The sequence below is a fragment of the Sanguibacter antarcticus genome, assembly GCF_002564005.1.
Classification (GTDB): Bacteria; Actinomycetota; Actinomycetes; order Actinomycetales; family Cellulomonadaceae; genus Sanguibacter; species Sanguibacter antarcticus.
The window spans coordinates 1328041-1346450 of the sequence record NZ_PDJG01000001.1 but is presented as its reverse complement, the minus strand read 5'-3'; the positions used below and the strand labels follow the sequence as shown (position 1 = coordinate 1346450).

At 67.8% G+C, this 18410-nt stretch carries 20 protein-coding genes; 4 read left to right on the top strand and 16 right to left on the bottom strand.

All coding sequences use genetic code 11. The annotated features are described in order from the left end of the window. Nucleotide 1: 1 nt before the first annotated feature. From nrdD to ATL42_RS16155, 3 genes are all read right to left on the bottom strand, one after another. On the bottom strand, nt 2-2257 hold the full coding sequence (gene nrdD / locus ATL42_RS06060; RefSeq protein ID WP_211281783.1) for an anaerobic ribonucleoside-triphosphate reductase: 2256 nt from the start codon (nt 2255-2257) through the stop codon (nt 2-4). A gap of 175 nt (nt 2258-2432) precedes the next feature. Next, on the bottom strand, nt 2433-4019 hold the full coding sequence (locus tag ATL42_RS06055; RefSeq protein WP_098454579.1) for an ABC-F family ATP-binding cassette domain-containing protein: 1587 nt from the start codon (nt 4017-4019) through the stop codon (nt 2433-2435). A 281-nt stretch (nt 4020-4300) separates the two neighbouring features. Then, nucleotides 4301-4636 carry a hypothetical protein gene (locus tag ATL42_RS16155; RefSeq protein WP_143556705.1) on the bottom strand — a complete coding sequence of 112 codons (336 nt, stop codon included), beginning with the start codon at nt 4634-4636 and terminating at the stop codon, nt 4301-4303. A 281-nt stretch (nt 4637-4917) separates the two neighbouring features. Here ATL42_RS16155 and ATL42_RS06045 point away from each other — a divergent pair, with 281 nt between their 5' ends. Continuing rightward, nucleotides 4918-5391, top strand: a complete 474-nt coding sequence (locus ATL42_RS06045; RefSeq protein ID WP_098454577.1) for a HEPN domain-containing protein — start codon at nt 4918-4920, stop codon at nt 5389-5391. A 459-nt stretch (nt 5392-5850) separates the two neighbouring features. After that, a complete protein-coding gene (locus tag ATL42_RS06035) occupies nt 5851-6171 on the top strand; it encodes a BRCT domain-containing protein (protein ID WP_143556704.1) in 321 nt (106 codons plus the stop codon). Between the two features lie 126 nt (nt 6172-6297). Here ATL42_RS06035 and ATL42_RS16150 read toward each other — a convergent pair whose 3' ends face one another. From ATL42_RS16150 to ATL42_RS05990, 8 genes are all read right to left on the bottom strand, one after another. Next, a complete protein-coding gene (locus ATL42_RS16150) occupies nt 6298-7035 on the bottom strand; it encodes a Tse2 family ADP-ribosyltransferase toxin (protein WP_143556703.1) in 738 nt (245 codons plus the stop codon). Nucleotides 7036-7043: 8 nt separating this feature from the next. After that, complete coding sequence (locus tag ATL42_RS06020; protein WP_143556702.1) at nt 7044-7625, bottom strand: hypothetical protein; 582 nt, start codon at nt 7623-7625, stop codon at nt 7044-7046. Nucleotides 7626-7701: 76 nt separating this feature from the next. Next, nucleotides 7702-8358: a helix-turn-helix domain-containing protein gene (locus ATL42_RS06015; RefSeq protein WP_169925350.1), complete on the bottom strand. Its 657-nt coding sequence runs from the start codon at nt 8356-8358 to the stop codon at nt 7702-7704. A gap of 303 nt (nt 8359-8661) precedes the next feature. Beyond that, on the bottom strand, nt 8662-9489 hold the full coding sequence (locus ATL42_RS06010) for an ABC transporter permease (RefSeq protein ID WP_098454571.1): 828 nt from the start codon (nt 9487-9489) through the stop codon (nt 8662-8664). After that, nucleotides 9486-10445, bottom strand: a complete 960-nt coding sequence (locus tag ATL42_RS06005) for an ABC transporter ATP-binding protein (protein ID WP_098454570.1) — start codon at nt 10443-10445, stop codon at nt 9486-9488. Before ATL42_RS06005 ends, ATL42_RS06010 begins: the two co-directional genes overlap by 4 nt. Nucleotides 10446-10592: 147 nt before the next feature. Continuing rightward, nucleotides 10593-11252, bottom strand: a complete 660-nt coding sequence (locus tag ATL42_RS06000; protein WP_098454569.1) for a response regulator — start codon at nt 11250-11252, stop codon at nt 10593-10595. Next, nucleotides 11249-12439, bottom strand: coding sequence for a sensor histidine kinase (locus ATL42_RS05995; RefSeq protein WP_098454568.1), 1191 nt, complete (start codon nt 12437-12439; stop codon nt 11249-11251). Before ATL42_RS05995 ends, ATL42_RS06000 begins: the two co-directional genes overlap by 4 nt. Nucleotides 12440-12475: 36 nt before the next feature. Next, complete coding sequence (locus ATL42_RS05990) at nt 12476-12709, bottom strand: hypothetical protein (protein WP_098454567.1); 234 nt, start codon at nt 12707-12709, stop codon at nt 12476-12478. Between the two features lie 263 nt (nt 12710-12972). Here ATL42_RS05990 and ATL42_RS05985 point away from each other — a divergent pair, with 263 nt between their 5' ends. Next, nucleotides 12973-13566, top strand: coding sequence for a TetR/AcrR family transcriptional regulator C-terminal domain-containing protein (locus ATL42_RS05985; RefSeq protein WP_098454566.1), 594 nt, complete (start codon nt 12973-12975; stop codon nt 13564-13566). Nucleotides 13567-13595: 29 nt separating this feature from the next. Here ATL42_RS05985 and ATL42_RS05980 read toward each other — a convergent pair whose 3' ends face one another. Genes ATL42_RS05980 through ATL42_RS05960 form a run of 5 tightly spaced genes read right to left on the bottom strand, consistent with a single transcriptional unit; the run spans nt 13596 to nt 17351 of the window. Further along, complete coding sequence (locus tag ATL42_RS05980) at nt 13596-14141, bottom strand: GNAT family N-acetyltransferase (RefSeq protein WP_098454565.1); 546 nt, start codon at nt 14139-14141, stop codon at nt 13596-13598. Continuing rightward, on the bottom strand, nt 14138-14722 hold the full coding sequence (locus ATL42_RS05975) for a YbaK/EbsC family protein (RefSeq protein WP_098454564.1): 585 nt from the start codon (nt 14720-14722) through the stop codon (nt 14138-14140). The genes ATL42_RS05980 and ATL42_RS05975 overlap by 4 nt, the downstream gene beginning before the upstream one ends. Before the next feature lie 9 nt (nt 14723-14731). Further along, entirely contained in the window at nt 14732-15262 is a 531-nt protein-coding gene (locus tag ATL42_RS05970) for a YbhB/YbcL family Raf kinase inhibitor-like protein (protein WP_098456375.1), read from the bottom strand. Between the two features lie 8 nt (nt 15263-15270). Further along, nucleotides 15271-16962 (bottom strand): SulP family inorganic anion transporter, encoded by a 1692-nt coding sequence (locus tag ATL42_RS05965; protein ID WP_098454563.1) that lies wholly within the window; start codon nt 16960-16962, stop codon nt 15271-15273. Then, nucleotides 16959-17351: an ArsR/SmtB family transcription factor gene (locus tag ATL42_RS05960; RefSeq protein WP_098454562.1), complete on the bottom strand. Its 393-nt coding sequence runs from the start codon at nt 17349-17351 to the stop codon at nt 16959-16961. The genes ATL42_RS05965 and ATL42_RS05960 overlap by 4 nt, the downstream gene beginning before the upstream one ends. 215 nt (nt 17352-17566) lie before the next feature. Here ATL42_RS05960 and ATL42_RS05955 point away from each other — a divergent pair, with 215 nt between their 5' ends. Further along, nucleotides 17567-18406: a hypothetical protein gene (locus tag ATL42_RS05955; RefSeq protein ID WP_098454561.1), complete on the top strand. Its 840-nt coding sequence runs from the start codon at nt 17567-17569 to the stop codon at nt 18404-18406. Nucleotides 18407-18410: the final 4 nt, after the last annotated feature.

The window sequence follows — 18410 nt, the reverse complement described above, 5'->3', positions numbered from 1 at the left end:
GTCAGCCCTGGGTCTCGAGCGACACCGTGCCACCGCCCGTGACGGTCTCTCCTGAGACCTGTCCGTCAGACAGGTGCTTCACGCGAGACGAGATCTCCACGTGGCGACCGTGCACCATGGGCCGCGCCTGGGGATTGCCCAGGTAGCCGCAGGTGCGCTTGACCACGTCGCACGTGCGCGGGTCCTCGTTGCCGCACTCCGGGCATGAGAAGCCGCGTGCCGTGGGGGAGAAGTCGCCAGAGAAGCCGCACGCGTAGCAGTGGTCGATGGGTGTGTTCGTCCCGAGGTAGCCGACCCGGTCGTAGGCGTAGTCCCACACGGCCTCGAGTGCCTGGGGGTTGTGCTGGAGGATCGGGTACTCGCAGTAGTGGATGAACCCGCCCGCGGTGAGGGGGGCGTAGTCCTTCTCGAAGTCGAGCTTCTCGAACGGCGTGGGCTTCTTGCGGACGTCGTAGTGGAAGCTGTTCGTGTAGTAGTCCTTGTCGGTGATGTCCGCGACAGCCCCGAACTTCGCCGTGTCGAGCCGGCAGAACCGGTCTGTGAGGCTCTCGCTCGGGGTCGAGTACACGGAGAACTTGTACGAGTACGTGTCCGTCCACTGCTGTGCGCTGTCGGAGAGCGTGCGCAAGATGTCGAGCGTGAACGTCTTGGCCTCCGCGTCGTGCTCCCATGCGCCGCCGAAGAACGCCGCCGCGGCCTCGTACAGGCCGATGTAGCCGAGCGAGACGGTCGACCGTCCGTCGCGGAACAGCTCGTCGACCGAGTCCTCGGGGTCGAGCCGGCGGCCGAACGCCCCGTACCGGTAGAGGATCGGAGCGTTGCCCGGGATGGCCTCGGTGCACCGGGATATCCGGAAGAGCAGGGCGTCCCGCACGGTGTCGAGACGCTCGGCGAGCAACGACCAGAAGAGCTCGTGGTCCCCGCGGGCCTCGAGGGCGATGCGGGGCAGGTTGAGCGTGACGACACCGAGGTTCATGCGCCCTTCGACGACGTCCTCGCCGTTCTCGTCCTCCCAGCCCTGGAGGAACGAGCGGCAGCCCATCGGCGCCTTGAAGCTGCCCGTGAGCTCGACGATCTTGTCGTAGCTGAGCACGTCCGGGTACATCCGCTTGGTCGAGCACTCGAGCGCCGTCTGCTTGATGTCGTAGTTCGGGTCGTCCGGCTCGAGGTTCACCCCGCGCCGCAGCGTGAAGATGAGCTTGGGGAAGATCGCCGTCCGGTGCTCGCCACCGAGCCCCTGGATGCGGATCCGCAGGATCGCCTGCTGGATCTCTCGCTCGAACCATCCGAGGCCGAGGCCGAATCCCAACGACGTGAACGGCGTCTGCCCGTTGGACGTGAAGAGCGTGTTGATCTCGTACTCCAGCGACTGCATCGCGTCGTGGATGTCTTTGCGCGTCTTCGCGGCCGCGTACTCCTGGCGTCGCTCTGGTTCGCTCACCCATGCCTCGGCGTCCGCGAGGTGCTTCGCGAGGTTGTTGGCCGCGTAGGGCGCGAGCAGCTCGTCGATCCGGTTGACCGTGCACCCGCCGTACTGGCTGGAGGAGACGTTCGCGATGATCTGTGTGATCTGAGCGGTCGCCGTCTGGATCGAGCGTGGAGGCTCCACCTCGGCGTTGCCGATGCGGAAGCCCTTGCTGAGCATGCTCTTGAAATCGATGAGGCAGCAGTTCGTCATCGGGGCATAGGGGTGGTAGTCGAGGTCGTGGTAGTGGATCTCGCCCTTCTGGTGGGCGTTCGCGACGTGCGCCGGCAGCATCGTCAGGCCGATGGCCTTGCCGACCGCTCCGGCCGTCAGATCGCGTTGCGTGTTGAAGACGTCGCTGTCCTTGTTGGCGTTCTCGTTCACCACCGCGCTCGCCTTGCTCAGGAGCTGGCCGATCGAGTGGTTGACGTCGGTCGACCTGCTGCGGGCGATGTCGCGCTGCACGCGGTAGCCGATGTATGCCTCGGCGACGTCGTAGTACCGACTCTCCATGAGCACGTGCTCGACGACGTTCTGGACCTCGTAGATCTGCACGGTCTCCGGGAAGCGGCGCGCAAGCTCCTCGCTCGCCTGCTGCGTCAGGCCCTTGACGATCGGTCGGACGAGCGGGAGCGGTTCCTCTCCGACGGCCGCGAACGCGGCCAGGAGCGCGTGCTCGATGCGTGACGGGTCGAAGTCGGCGACCCGTCCGTCCCGCTTGACGATCGTCGGCATGGCGCCCGGCTCTCGGTCGGCGGCGTGCTCGGTCCGGTCTTCTTCGACGACGGTCACTGCGTGTCTCGCTCCCTGCTGGTGGCTACCCTGATCTGGCATCGGACACAACATGCTGTGCAGGATGTGTCTTCTTGAGACTAGATCTAGTGGTTGGTGCCGCCTGGGTCTTAGGTCCCGAGACGTGGGTGACCTCCACCAGCAGGGGGGGCGTGCTGGGCGCTCTGCCGTGCGGCTATGCCCCGCGGACCTCGATCTCGCCCGGCTGAGCGCCGCCGAAGACGAGGTGACGGTTGGCGATCTTGTCCGTGAAGAAGCGGTCGTGGCTGACGACCACGACGGCGCCGGGGAAGTGGACGAGTGCACGTTCCATGACCTGGGTGCTCGACAGGTCGAGGTGGTTGGTCGGTTCGTCGAGCAGGAGGACAGACGCCCCGGAGAGCAGGCACTGGGCCATCGCGACGCGGGCCCGCTGGCCTCCGGAGAGGTTGCCGATCTTCTGCTTGAGGTCGGCGTCAGAGAACTGGAACATCGTGAGGAACCTGTTGACGGACTTGCGGGTCGCGGTGAGTGCGAGGCTGTCTGGCATGGCGTTGACGGCGTGGCTCACGGTGTCGGCGGGGTCGAGCTCGTCGACCACCTGGTTGTACGAGATCGTCGACGTGCCCTTGGTCCATGCGGCCTCGCCGGAGTCAGCGGTCTCTTCGCCGGTGAGGACGCGCAGCAGGGTCGTCTTGCCGCTGCCGTTCGCGCCGAGCACGACGATCCGGTTGCCGCGCCGGATCTCGAAGCTCAGGTCCTCGAAGAGGACCTTGTCGCCGTAGGCCTTGCTCAGCCCTTCCACCCGGCACAAGACGTCCTTGACGTGGAGTCCGCCGTAGATCTCCGTGATGATCTGGTCGACCGGGCGCGGGGCGCGCGACTTCTTGATCTTGGCGAGCTGGTTGCCCAGCCCCTTGCTCGCGGCCTTGGCGGCCTCGCGTCGGTCGGCGATGCCTTCGGCCTCGAACGCGAGGAGCTCGGACTCGTGGACGAACTGCGACTCGAGCGTCTTGAGCCGGAACTGTTTCTGCGTGACGTACTCGGCAAAGTTGCCGGGGTACTCGTGGAGGTGGAAGTTCTCGACCTCGACGGTGCGCGTGATGACGGCGTCGAGGAACGTGCGGTCGTGCGACACGATGATGGCCGCGCCGCGGAAGTCGCGGAACCACGACTCGAGCCACTCGACCCCGGCGACGTCGAGGTAGTTCGTCGGTTCGTCGAGCAGGAGGACGTCCGGGCGCTCGAGCATGATCTTCGCGAGAGCGGCGCGGTTGCGCCAGCCCCCGGAGAGCTCGTCGATGGAGCACGTGCGGTGGGCCTCGTCGAAGCCGAGGGTCGTCAGTGCGGTGTCGATGCGGCGGTGGTAGTCCCAGCCGTCGAGCCGTTCCATGTCCTCGAAGAGCTCGGACTGGCGGTGGACGAGCGCGTCTAGGGCCTTAGCGTCTGGGTCGGCCGCGATGGCCTCGTCGATGGACGCGAGCTCCGCCTCGATCGCCTTGATCTCGACGAACAGCGCGTCGAGCACCTCGGTGATGGTCGCTTCGCCGTCGAGCTCGGAGAACTGCGAGAAGTAGCCGACCTTCATGCCCTGGTCGAGCGTCACCGTCCCGGAGTCGGGCTCCACCTGGCCGAGCACGAGCTTGAGAAGCGTCGTCTTGCCCGAGCCGTTCTTGCCGATGAGGCCGACCCGGTCGCCGGGCTCCAGGCGGAAGAACGCCTCGCGCAGGATCTGGGCGTTGTCGTACCGGACGTGGACGTCGTGCAGCCGGATCAGGCTCATTGCCGGGGACCTCTCGAGGGTGGGATCGCCTCTCGGAGGGGTGTCCGGTGACGGGGCAGGGCCGATTCTACAAAGGTGGTGGCGGCAGGGCCCCACGCGGGTAGAGATACTGCTGTTGCACCAGTGATACAGGAGTATCGCTGAGCTCGCGGTGGCCAGCGGCTGTGCGCTCACTCCGTCGGCTCGGATGTGGTCCCGCGACGCGCAGAGGCTTGCTCATCCGCTAACGGTGCGGAGCACGCCGCACCTCGAAAACGGATCTCCTTAACGTGATGATAGAGTCACGTTTTGTGAAGACAGGACCCTCCTTGCTTGCTCCGATCATACGTTCTGACACCGTAGGCCAGCTCCTCGCCGAGCTGCTCCTGCGCCCTGACGACGAGGTCTCGTTCGCCGATCTCCAGCGAGCTACCGGCGCCCAGTCCGCGGTGGTCCACCGCGAGATCGTCCGATTCATCGAGGCGGGGCTCCTCACTGCTCGTCGTGTTGGGCGTGGACGTCACGTCAAAGTTGCTCTCGACTATCCCTTGCTGCGTCCGCTCACCGAGCTGATCACTCTGACGTATGGCCCGGTACCCGTGGTGCGAGATGCCTTGACCGAGATCGCTGGCGTCCATCAAGCCATCATCTACGGATCCTGGGCTGCACGGCTGAACGGCGAGCCCGGGCCTTTCCCACGAGACCTAGACGTACTCGTGATCGGTGAAACGCCTCGTGGCGTCCTTCACGACGTGGCGCAGCAGGCATCCGATCGGCTTCGGTTAGATGTCAACATCACCCGTGTCAGTGCGCAGGCATGGGCCGACAGGACAGACCCCTTCATCGTGACCATCCGGTCTCGGCCACTGGTCACGATCATCGACCATGACTCCACAGGCACGTCGACGAACGGCCGTTCATGAACCGCTGGGAGCAGGGCCGCCCCGTGATCGAGGCGCTCATCGCTGAGCGACGTCTTGAGACGGTCGACGCGAATCGCCCACATGCTGAGGCGATGCTCGACCAGGCGCGATCGCACCTCGCCTCCGCTGAGATCCTCGCTGCAACGGATGACCAGGTGATGGCCTTCACTGCGGCCTATGACGGTGCGCGTAAAGCACTGACTGCGATCCTGGCGAACCAGGGCCTGCGCCCACGAGGGAGCGAGGGTGGGCATGCGGTCGTCCTGGAGGCCGTCCTCGCCCAGCTCGATCCACCGATGGGGCGTGACCTGCGGGAGTTCTCGTGGATGCGCAGGACCCGCAACGACTCCGAGTACCCCTCGCCTGACCGCCCGGTCGCGACAGACCAGGACGTGAAGGAAGCTATCCCCGCTGCGCGCACGATTGTCGACATCGCGACCAAGGTCGTCGCCGTCATGCCGAGGTTCTAGCCCGAGGCTGAGGCGTGCCGTGTCACGCCTGGTCAGGCCTGGTGAAATGGCGATCGCCCTGTCCATCGTGACCGCAGGATGTGTGGTGCTCCTGAGAGTCGGCGAGCCTCAACTCCCGGCCTGGTCAGGTCGATAGTCTGTTTACGGACAGCGACGTCGAGCGCTGCGAAGTCAAAGGGGCTGACGGTTCGTGACAATGGACGTCAAAGAAGCAGCGCAGGTCAAGAACACGACACCGAAAGTCCCCGAGCCAGGGCAAGTAGTGGAGGTCCGCGGCTCCAGTCACGAGCGCGAACTTTTCTTGGAGTGCTGAGAACGCAAACGTCGAGCTGGGAGTCACGATCGACAACGAGAATACTGCACAAGCGGTCGAACATGAGATGTGTGCGGCAGAAGAACAACTCTATAAGCGGGTCCACCCGGGCCGCTGACATGAACAGCGAGATTCAGGAGGCAACAATGAAGTTCATCCAGTCGATCGCAGACAAAGTGATTGTCTTCACTGGCAAGCACCCTGACTACACGCACGCCGAACTCGCACAGATGGCAGTCAGGCTCGGTGCGCGAGTGGGTGCAGCCTTGAGCAAGAAGACTGATGTGCTTGTCCTGTGCCGACCGAATGAGAGGTGGAAGCACAGTAGTTACGGTCTCAAGGAAGCTCGGGTTATGGAATATCAACAGAAAGGGCTGTCGATTGTCATGATCGACGGGGACAGTTTCCTCAGCCTTCGGTCCTCCATCCCGGCAGGGACGATCGAGCCGGTCTCGCACCGGCTTTGATGGCTCGGAACTTCTGCAAGAAAAGATGACGGTTCCTAGTCATGCAGCTGTCTCTTCGACCTACATCACTACGGACTGCGCCTGCTGTGGCTGGCCCGGCCTGGGGCCAGCCACAGCAGGACTTTGCTAGGTGAGCGGGATTCGATAGGCGGGTGCGCAGTATCCGTGGACCCGGTCGAGGATCTCACGCAATGACTCGGCGCCATCGGAATTGCCCTGGTGTTCGGCGCTGAGCACCTGTGCTTGCACGCCAGCGACGATCTCGGCCGCACTCAACCCGCTGGCGTTGGCCTCGATCAGAGCTTTGACGAGGTCAGCGGGATCGGCCCCGGTCGCTACCGCGACGGACAATCGGTCGAGATGGGTTTGCATCATGACTGGTCCTCCGAGAGCCGCTGCACATGCCACAGCAGGATCTGGGCTGATAGCCCAGTCGTTTGCGGTGGCGGCGATGTAACCACGGTACGTCGCAAGCGACATCGCCACAGCAGGTCCAATGACGGCGTGATGCGGCTGATCGGGCAAGGGGGCGGGCATCAACGCCAAGTGGGCAGGTACGAGGCGCATCGTATCCAGCTCCCACATCAGGAGGCCGACTCGGCCGCTGCCGTTCCACGGTGCATCTCGTGGGCGCCGGTGGACCGGAAGGTTGCATCCGGAACCGGTAGCTACGGAGATGCCTTGTGGATCACCGTTCTGGTCGACAGGGTTGACCCAAGGCTCCTCATTCTCCAAGTAGCTCTCGACATCGGGAGCCATGCTCGGCGGGTTGACGCGCACACCGAGTGCGTTCGCGTTGTTCTCCTCGTGAAGCGGAGCGAGAGGAGGGACGTCCGGAAGCATCCCGCGATAGACGACAGGCATGACCGGCCTCAGTGCGTCACGTGGTTGTAGGCGACGAAGCAGTAGCTCGCGATGCCGGCAGGGTTGTTGTCGACGTCGCGAGCCGCGGCCGTCACCATGTACACGTCCACGATGAGTCCGTCGGGGAAGTTATAGCGTTTTGAAAATGGCGTCCAATTGAGGGCTTCCTCTCCGAAACGCTCCTGGAACAAGGATCCGAGGTTGTTGGCGAGTTCGATCGAGTCGGCACTGTTGATCGAGTCTTTGAACTCAACCTGAAGGTAGTGCTGGATGTCAGAGATTCCGTTCTTCTGCTCCCAGATGATGATGTCTTCGGCCGCGGCGATAGGCAGGTCTCCGGTGACCGGCGTCGAGCGCAGGCCTTGATAGTAATAGCCGTACTGGCTGGCAAAGTTGGTCTCGCAGTACTGCCATGTGTCGGTCGTGATGATCGATCCGGAGTCGTCGTCAGCCACCGTGCGTGGCTCAGGCAACAGCGTGACGGCTGATTGGGTGGCGGCTCCCTCCATGAGCGATGCTGCTGACTTAGCCAGAGCCTCGAGCGCGATCGGGGCAATGATCTTGACAACTTCCACAACAGTTTGTGCCATGTTCTCGGTCCCTATAAAGAAGGCGAGATCTGACTCGCCTGGCGAGTGTGACTCCTTCATCTTCAATGGTGATCTTTCATCGCACATCACCAATATTGGTGAACCGTGCACGTCCGTGATGTACGGGTGCTACGCCTCCCACCCGTTCAGCCAGAGCCGTGGCGGCAGTCTGGGAGCTGACGCTGAGCTTGCAGAGGACCGCTCGGATCTGACTACGCACGGTGTTGAGAGATCGAAACGAGCGGGTGGCAATCTCCGAAGCCGTTGCGCCTTCCATGAGCGACTTGAGGGTCGCCAGCTCCTGAGGCGTCAGCCGTGCAAGCGCGTCTGCCTCGATGATTCGATCCCTCAACGGGGTCGTGTCTACGGGAGCGGACCCGGGGCGGGGGCTGTTCTCACGCAACGCCTCATCAACGAGATGGATGAGGATCGCGAAGGGGGCATCGCGGTTGAGCACCGTAGAACCGCGCTCGGCTAGTGCGAGATAGAGGGGGAGCGCCCGGCTCGACCCTATGCACACACGAGGGGTCGTCGTCAGGAGGCCGATCGTCTCAGGGACCGACCCGTCGTCGTCTTCGACCACGAGCACCGTCAGCAGCTGACAGCAGGCTCCGACCACCCCGGAGAGATCGTACGATCGCTCAGTCGACCAACCCATCGCGGCAAGCGTCGCTGTGAGCGCAGCTCCGAGTGACGCAGCTCGCGGTGCCACGACACTCACGTGCTGGCTCATGGTGTCTCCCCCTCGGATCATCTTCAGTGAGGATTCCTCACCGGATGACACGACCCGCCTCGCCCGTACGGGTGATTCTTGGGGTCGAGGCGTGGAAGACGAGGGTGGGCGAAAAAAGACAGGCTTCGTCGTGGCGACCGGGTCGTCGGGATCGTCGATGGCGACTATCCCGACGACCCGGCACGATCTGTCCCTCGAGGTGTCGTGGGCCTGGCGCAGATGAACTGGTAGGTCGCGTCGTGGTTGGCCGTCACGCGGTCAGCGGCAGACCGCAGATCGTTTCAGCGTGCGCCGGGCCGTCGTTCAGACGTCACGTCGGCGGAACACGTACCCGGCCGCGCTGAGGGCTACGACGAGCCAGGCGACGAACACTGCCGCTCCTGCGCCGACGCTGAGCATGTCCGTGGGGACGGTGACCGAGGCGAAGGACGAGGCCGCGTTGGACGGCAGGTACTTGAGCAGGGGGCTCCAGCTGTCGGGCAGGAGAGCGCCGATGATCCCGGGCAGGATGAGCAGCCCGCCGATGATGGTCGAGATGCTGCCGGCGATGCTGCGGAACAGGAACCCGAGGGAGAGGCCGAGGAGCCCGACGCCCAGCAGGTAGGCGATGGTGCCGACGGCTGCCCAGCCTGCGGTGGCGAGCGTGACGGTCTCTGCCCCACCGTTGGACAGGATCGTCATGCCGACCCAGAACGCGCCGAGGACGCCTGCGACGACGGCAGGCAGGAGTGCGACGGTGAGCGCGACAGCCTTGGCCCCGAGCAGGGCGAGGCGGCGAGGGACCGCCGAGACGGTGGTGCGCATCATGCCGGAGGTGAACTCGCGGGCACCGACCAGGGCTCCGAGGGTCCCGACGAGCAGGACGGCGAAGGTCGAGCCGGTCATGACGAGCGAGAACGGGTCGGTGGCAAAGCGGCCAGGCCCGCCGTCACCGTCTGCGGCCGTGACGTCTCCGGTCGAGACGGCTGCGGCGAGGGCGCCGAACCCGATAAGGATCGCGACGACGACGAGCAGCATGGTCGTGGTCGACCGGACCGACCAGAGCTTGATCCACTCCGATCGGAGCATGTGCCAGGTCGACAGCCGTGATGCCGTGCTCGGTGCGTCGGGGCTCTTCAGGTCGGTGCTCATGCTGCGTCCTTGTCTGCGGCGTGCGCGCTGGCGGTCTCGAGGTGAGGGCTCGCTGAGGTTCCGTGGAACTCGACGGCGTCGCGGGTCATGGTCATGTAGGCCTCCTCGAGGGAGGGCTCGACCGGGGTGAGCTCGAAGAGGACGAGCCCGGCAGCGGCAGCCCGGGTGCCGATCTCCTGGGCGGTGAGTCCCTCGATGTCGAGGACGCCAGGGGCGTCGGACGCCACGGCGACGCCCGGAGCGGCGAGCAGGTCGCGCAGCGCCGTGCCGTCGGGGGAGACGACGTGCACGTGGTTCCCGGTCGCTTGCGCGATGAACTGGTGCATGGGCATGTCGGCCATGATCCGGCCGCGTCCGATGACGAGGAGGTGCTCGGCCGTCAGCTCCATCTCGCTCATGAGGTGCGAGGAGAGCAGCACGGTGCGTCCCTCGGCCGCGAGGTCTTTGAGCATGTGACGGATCCACAGGATGCCGTCCGGGTCGAGACCGTTCACGGGCTCGTCGAGCATGACGACCTTCGGGTCGCCGAGCAGCGCGGCGGCGATCCCGAGGCGCTGGCCCATGCCGAGCGAGTACGCCCCGGCCTTCTGCCGGGCGACGTCCGTCAGGCCGACGACCTCGAGCACCTCGTCGACCCGGTCTGAGCCGAGCCCGACGGTGGCGCCCAGAGCACGCAGGTGGTTCCGCGCGGACCGGGCCTTGTCGGCGTTGCGGGCGTCGAGCAGGGCGCCGAGCTCGCTGATCGGTGCTGCAGAGCCGGTGTAGCTGCGGCCGTTGACCAGCGCGTGCCCGGAGGTGGGGCGGTCGAGACCGAGGATCATCCGCATCGTCGTGGACTTGCCGGCGCCGTTCGGGCCGAGGAAACCGGTGACGATCCCTGGCTGGACGGTGAAGCTGATGTTGTCGACAGCGACGTTGTCGCCGAACGTCTTCGTCAGCTCGTGCACTTCGATCATGGGGGCTCCTTCTCGGGGGTGTGGTCCTACCCTCCCCGGTGCAGGTGCTGCACGTCGTCGTCCCAGCGCAGACACCTGGCGCGTACCGCAGATGCGGTACGTCGCGCAGACGAGGCCCCTGGAGTTGCCGGGTGCGCTCCACGGTCGCTAGGGCTGGACGAGCCCCGACTGGTACGCCATGACGACGAGCTGGGCGCGGTCGCGTGCACCGAGCTTCGTCATCGCCCGGTTGACGTGCGTCTTGGCGGTCGACGGTGACACGAAGAGCTGCGTCGCGATCTCGTCGTTGCTCAGCCCTTGTGCGACGAGCCCGACGACCTCGCTCTCGCGGTCGGTCAGCAGGTCGAGCGTGCCCGGACCTGCGCTCGGACCGGCAGGCGTCGCGAGCATCCGCGCGATAAGGCTCTTCGTCGCCGACGGAGAGAGCAGCGACTCGCCGGCCGCGACGACGCGGATCGCGTCGAGCAGCGCTACCGGTTCCACGCCCTTGCCGAGGAACCCGCTCGCGCCGGCACGCAGCGCCGCCACGACGGTGTCGTCGGACTCGAAGGTCGTCAGGACGAGCACGCGGACATCGCTGAGACGAGGGTCGGTGGTGATCAGCTCTGTCGCCGAGAGCCCGTCGGTGCCGGGCATGCGGATGTCCATGAGGATGACGTGGGGGTGCGTCTCGTGCGCGAGGGCGACAGCCTGGGTACCGTCGACGGCCTGGCCGACCACCTCCAGGTCGTCTGCCGAGCCGACGAGGGCGGCGAACCCCGCTCGGATGAGGGCCTGGTCGTCAGCGAGCAGGACGCGGATCGTCACGACGCGGTCCGCTCGTGGTCCGGGGCGGCGGGCAGCTCGGCGTGCACCCGAAAGGTGCCGTCCTGCGCCGGCCCGAACGTGAGGAGCCCGCCGGCTGTCGACACCCGCTCTTGCATACCGACCAGCCCGTATCCGGGTGTGGACACCGGCTGGTCAGCACGGACGGGGTTCGTGACGTCGATCGTGACGAGCTCGGCGGTGTGCGCGACGGAGAGGACGGCGCTCCCGCTCCCGTGCTTGCGGGCGTTGCTCAACGACTCCTGCACGAGCCGGTGCGCGGCGAGATCGACTACCGGAGCCAGGTCGGACGGCGTCCCGGAGACCCGCAGCGTGACCGCGAGCCCTGCGTGCCGCGCGTCGACGACGAGCTCGTCCACACCGGCGAGACCGGGCGCCGGACGACGGTCCTCGTCAGGGCTCTCGCGGAGTACGCCGAGGATCGTCGACATCTCGCGCAAGACCGTCTGGCCGGCGCTGCGGACATGGTCGAGCGACTCGCGAGCCTGGGCCGCGTCGCTGTCGAGGAGGTGGCTGGCGACGCCCGCCTGGACGGTGATGACCGCGATATGGTGCGCGACCACGTCGTGCAGCTCGCGGGCGATGCGCAGCCGTTCTTCGGCCACACGCCGCTGGGCCTCCTCCTCGCGTGTGTCTTCCGCACGGATCGCACGTTCCTGTGCGGCAGCGACGATCGCACGCTGGGAGCGCACGGCGTCGCCGATCGCGGCCGGCATGCCGCTCCAGGCGAGAGCGGCCCACGGCTCGGGGCTCGCCCACGCCGATCCGAGCGCGAGCACGACGGTCACCACGAGCACCGCCGCGGTGAGCCCAGCGGCGAGCACACCGACGCGTCGCGGACGCAAAGACGCGAGCGTGTAGAGCCCGACCATCAACGGCAGCACGACCGGCGTCGTCCCCTGCGCAGAGATCAGACCCAGGACGGCGAGCCCGAGCGTGACCGCCCAGACCGCTACCGGGTAGCGACGGCGGACCACGAGCACCGCGCCCCCGAGCACGACCGCCATCCGCGTGATCTCGTCCGGGACGTGGCCCTCGTCGTGACGCACCCCGACCACCAGGGCGAGGAGCGCGAGAGCGAGCAGAGCGTCGGCGACGAGCGGGTGCGCACGCAGCCAGACTGCCGGGGGCAGACCACGAAAGGAGGTGGCGGGAGCCGACGAGGTCATGGCTCGACAGTATCGGAGCGGCTGCCGTCTGCGTCGCTACTTGCCGTCCGGCCGCCGCCTGTGGTCTTCGAGGGTGGTGACGTTCGTCTCTGCGGCAGCTTCCCGCAGAGGGGCGTCTGCGACGAGGTTCATGATCGCGTCGAGCGGGAGACCGTGCTCGCTGCAGAGGTCGACGGTCACGGTGCGGTTGGCGTGCGTGACGTCGTACTGGGTGACGAGGCGCTCGAGGGAGCCGCACCTGTCGCACACGGTGATCTGAATCCTCGCCATGGAACCCTCCTTGCCCCCTGCGATGCGTGTACTGCGTGTGCTGCTGGTGACACGAGAGATGTCAACGTCCGGCGCAAAGGTATCAGCGTGGTCGTGATCGGGGTGCTGTGCGCGTGCGAGATGTGTGCAAGGTCGCAGGGGCGAGGCGCCAGCGCACAGCTCCTCGGCTGAACGGTGTTCAAGGAGTGGGTTCTCGTGAGGTACCGTCGGGCGTCGTGCCGACCGGATCCTCGGGGCACCGACCCGTCTCAGAGAGGAAGCCGGTGGCCCTCACCCAGCAGGAGATCCTGCGCAGCGCCCTCGTGCTCCTCGACGAGCACGGCCTCGCCGCACTGACCATGCGTCGGCTCGCAGCATCGTTGGGCATCCAGGCCGGTGCCCTCTACTGGCACGTCGCGAACAAGCACGCGCTCCTCGTCGCGCTAGCCGACGAGATCCTCGACGGCATCGAGGCAGGCCTACCGATGGGGGACTGGGACACCCGGATCAACGAGCTCGCGCACCGCCTGCGCGCGGCTCTTCTCGCGCACCGCGACGGTGCCCAGCTCGTCGCGACGGCCTACCCGCCCCGGACCGGCCGCAGCACGACGATGGCCCTCATGGCTGGGGTGCTCACCGACGCAGGGTTCACGCCCGCAGAGTCCCAGCTCGCCGCCCTGACGCTCCTGCACTACGTGCTCGGCAACACTGCCGACGAGCAGTCGGCCGTCCCCGAGGTACTCGGCGCGGACCCCGACGGCGCCGGGGCGCTTGCTGCTACGAGCGCCCCTGCGCCGCACGAGCTCGCGGGGGCGACCGCACGCTTCGGATTCGGTCTCAGCGTGTTCGTCGACGGGCTGCGCGCCCGCCACGTCTGACCGCTGCACCCGGCCCGCCCGCTGCGGTCCTACCCGGCGGGAGCGACCTGCCGGACCATGACGAAGTCGTCGTGCACCTGGGAGCCCAGACGGAAGTGCTTGGAGCCCACGACCTCGAACCCTGACTTCTCGTAGAAGCGGCGAGCCCGCGCGTTGTGCTCGTTGACACCGAGCCAGAGCACGTCGGCGCCGTGGTGCACCGCGTGGGCGACGACCGCGTCCATGAGGGTGTGCGCCGCACCGCCACCGTGCTGAGCCGGCAGCGCGTAGAACTTGCTGAGCATGAGCGGCGCGGCAGCCGTGACGGACACAGCGACCTCGGGGTCTGCGATCTCGCCGGCCACGAGCATGGCGTACGCGACCGGACCGACGGCGGACCTCTCGTCGGCGACGAGGATCGTGTGCGTCGGGTCGGTGAGGAACACGGTGAAGCCGTCGGCGGAGAGCACCGTGGCGAGGAACTCGGCGATGTCGTCAGGGTTCGTGCCCGGCGGGCAGGCGAGCGGGAACGTCCGCGCAGCGAGCGCTGCCAAGGCTGGGGCGTCGGCACGCGACGCGACGCGTGTGGTGATCATCGGGCGAGGTCCTCGACGACCTGGACGCCGCGCAGGGTCGCGAGCAGATCGCCGGGGAGAGCGATCTTCGACCGGCGCACCCCGGAGCCGATGACGATCCATCCGTCGCGAGCGGCCGCGTCGAGGAGCACGAGCCAGCCCGACGGCAGGCCGATGGGCGTGATGCCGCCGTACTCCATGCCGGACTCGTCGACCGCACGCTCGGTCGGCACGAAGGACGCCTTGCGGACGTCGAGCAGGCGCTTGATGGTGCCGTTGACGTCCGCGCGCGTCGAGGCGCGGACGGCAGCGGCCGCGGTGCGCTCGACGCCTTCCCTCTTGCCGGCGACGAGGACACAGTTGACCGAGGCGTGCATGGGGATGTCGTACTGCTCGCTCATCGCCGCGGTGTCGGAGACGGTCGGGTCGATCTCGGCGACGTGCACCTGATCGCTCACCGACGGGTCGTGGTGAGCCCACTCCAGCAGCGCGGCGTGCACCGGCCCCGCGAGGAGCTCGGGGTGGTCGACGGCGCGGACCCATGTGACGGTGCCGAGCCGTGGCGGCGCTGCTGGAGCGGGCGGGGAAGGATGCTCTGCCATCCGGGCAGGCTAGCTCAGCTGGAACGTCGCCGTCAGCGTCGCTCGCGCGATGGTGTGGAAGACCGCCTTGAACGCCACGAGGGTGGCGCCGTCGTCCGGGTCGGCGTCGAGCGTGTCGACGTCGAGCGCGTGGACCGCGAAGACGTACCGGTGCGCGCGGTCGCCGCGCGGCGGGGCCGCTCCGGAGTAGTCGTACTCGCCGCCGTCGTTGCGCACGTGGAACGCCGCGCCCGGGAGCATGAGGTCGCTCGAGCCGTCACCGAGCTCGAGCTCGGTGACGTCCGTCGGCAGGTCGACGACGGTCCAGTGCCACCAGCCGGCAGGCGTCGGGGCGTCGGGATCGAACACGTTGAGGAGGAAGGACTGGGTGCCTTCCGGGAAACCAGACCAGGCCAGGTGCGGCGAGGCGTTGTCGCCGGCCTGGGAGAACTGCGGGTCGAGCGGGGCGCCGTCGGTGAGATCGGTGCTCGTGAGGGTGAAGGAGGGGACCTGCGGCAGGAGCGAGTACGGGTCGGGAGGCACGGGCCGGGTGAGTTCCATGCCACCCATCATGCGGTGTCGATGGCTGCCTGCGCACGGCGGACGTGCTTGCGGGCGTGCTCGATCGCCGTATCGAGGTCGACGAACAGGTGGTTGCGGCGCTCGAGCTCCGCCAGGACCCCGACCGAGGCCATGACGTGCCGGTGCTCGGGCCGCAGTCCCTTGACGAGGACGGCGACGTGGTGGCGTGCGAGGTCTTGCACGAGCTGGGAGAGGGCGTTCGCCCCGCTCGCGTCGAGCATCGTGACGTTCTTCAGCCGCAGGATGACCACGTGGACGTCGGTCACCTCGAGCAGCTCGTCGAGGAACCGTCGGGCGTCCGCGAAGAAGAGCGCCCCGTCGATCCGGTACACGGCGATGTGCTCGCTGAGGAGCTGGTGCTCGTCCTCGGTGCTCACCTCGGTGTCGTGGACCGGCACCCGGTCGAGGTGGCTCGCCCGCGCGAGCGCTCGCAGGGCGAGGAGGATCGCCGCGAGCACACCGAGACCGACTGCCGTGATGAGGTCGAACGCCATCGTGGCGAACGCTGTGAGCGCGAACACGAGCCCGTCGGACCGGGTGGAGCGCAGGATCGAGCGTGCCGTGCGCAGGTCGATCATGCGCAGCGCGGTGACGATGAGCACGCCCGCGAGCGCGCTCAAGGGGATCTGTGCGACGAGGGGTGCGGCGGCGAGGACGATGGCGGCGAGCGCGACAGCGTGCGTGATCGCTGCGACGCGGGTGTGTGCGCCGGAGCGCAGGTTGACGGCGGTCCGGGCGATGGCGCCGGTGGCGGGCATGCCGCCGAAGAGGCCGCTCGCGATGTTGGCCAGGCCTTGGCCGACGAGCTCGCGGTTGGGTTGGGTGCGGGGGATGTCGTCTGCCATCCCGTCGGCGACCTGGGCGGAGAGCAGGCTCTCGAGGGCGGCGAGGGCGGCGACGGCGAGGGCGGCGGAGACCAGGGACCGGACGGTCTCGAGGTCGGTGCTCGGGAGGTGGGGTGCGTTGAGGATGGCGGGGAGCGCCCCGATGGTGCGGACGTCGAGGTGCGCGACGTGGGCGACGATCGTGGCGGCGACGATCGCGAAGAGCGAGGCGGGCAGGGTGCGCCGGACCCGGGTGATGAGGAGCATGGTGGCGATGACGAGGAGGACGACGCCCAGGGCGGGCAGGGCGTCTGGCCAGGCGGTCGCGGCGAGGGTGCGGACGGCGACGACGGCGGTGTTCTCTCCGGCGGCCGCGGTGGTGTCGAGGGCGAGGGGGACCTGCTGGAGGAAGATGATCGCGCCGATGCCGAAGGTGAAGCCTTCGACGACGGGCCAGGGGATGTAGTTGACGAGGCGTCCCATCCCGAGGAGCCCGACGGCGACGACGACGATGCCGGCCATGATGGAGACGACGACGACGGAGCTGGGGCCGTACTGGGCGACGACGGGGACGAGGACGACGGTCATGGCGCCGGTGGGGCCGGAGACCTGGAGGTTGGACCCGCCGAAGAACCCGGCGACGATCCCGGCGACGATGGCGGTGATGATCCCGGCCCTCGCGCCGACGCCTGAGGTGACGCCGAAGCCGAGCGCGAGCGGGAGGGCGACGACGGAGACGGTCACTCCGGCGATCAGGTCGCCGCGCCACGAGCGGCGCAGGCCTGCGTAGTCGCTGCGGCGGGGGAGGGTGCGCGCCGCGAGGCGGGTGCGGGCGAGCTGCCAGTCCTGGTTCACAGCGCACCGCCGTTCTGCTGGGTGCTGCTGGGGCGGTCGTCGTCTTGGTGGAGGAGCTCGGTGAGCGCGTCGTTGCTGGTGCTGAGCGCTTGGACGAGGACGGTGCGGGCGACGACGAGGAGGTTCGCGACCTCGGGGTTGGCGAGCCGGTAGGTCACGGTGTTGCCTTCGCGCTGTGCGGTGACGAGGCCGGAGCGGCGCAGCACGGACAGGTGCTGGGAGAGGTGCGAGGCTTCCATGCCGGTCGCGACGAGCATGTCTGCGACGGCGTGGGGGCCTGTGGCGAGGAGCTCGAGCGCGCGGACGCGCACGGGGTGGGCGAGGGCTTTGAACAGCTCCGCCTTGAGCTCGTTGAGCGGGGTGTCGACGCCGAGGGCGTGCAGTGGCATGAGAGCCGTTCCGTTGATGACTTGATGGATTCATCAATCGTACGCCTGCTGGGAAGCGCTCTGTCGGGATCGGGCTGCGCCTCGTTCCGTCGACCGGGTGAACCTTCGCCGAGCGCGGTCGACGCCTCTGTCGGGTGACGTATCGTGTGTTCGAACAAGTGTTCGAACGCATGGGCGGACGCAGTCGACGAACCGAGCGAGAAAGGAGGCGCGCGATGTCCGCCCAGCCCGTCGTCGACGACCCCGCGAGCAGGGCCGCCCGAGCACGCGCCGCGCTCCGCCGAGCCGAAGAGGCCACCGGTGCGCGGACCCTGAGCATGATCTCCCCGTCCGAGACCCCTTCACGGACGAGCAGGCCGTCTGTGCCCGAGCACGCACCCGCTCCCGACCTCTCGCCGCTCGGCCCGGCCACGACGTCTCTCGGCCCGGCCACGACGCTGACCAGCGACGAACGGCCCGCGCTGCCCGTCCCGGCGGAGCTCTCCGGGCTGGTCCCCGGCGGGCTGCGACGGGGGAGCGCCGCGGTGGTCACCGGCTCGACGTCCCTCGTGCTGGCGCTCCTCGGCGAGGCCTCCCGGGCAGGTTCGTGGGTCGCCGTCGTCGGAGCCCCCGGCATCGGTCTGCTCGCCGTCGCGGAGGCAGGCATCGACCTCGACCGGCTCGTCCTCGTGCCGCACCCCGGCACGGAATCAGCCACAGCGGTCGCGGCGCTGCTCGACGGCATGGACGTCGTCGTCGTCGGCCCGCGGACGGTCCTGCTCGACACGGACAGACGACGGCTCACCTCCCGTGCCCGCGAGCGCGCGAGCATCATCCTCGCCACGACCCCGTGGCCTGGCGCGCACCTCGTCCTGACCGCCGAGCGCAGCCGGTGGTCAGGCCTCGGTGCGGGGCACGGCCGGCTGCTCTCGCGGCAGCTCACCGTGACCCGCACCGGCCGAGGGAGCGCCGGGAGCCGTCAGCAGCAGGATGTGTGGCTCCCCGCGGGCGGTGCGCCGCGCCCGCAGGCCGCGCCGCGCCCGCAGGCCCCGCCGCGTCTCGCGAGGGTGGGCTGAGGCG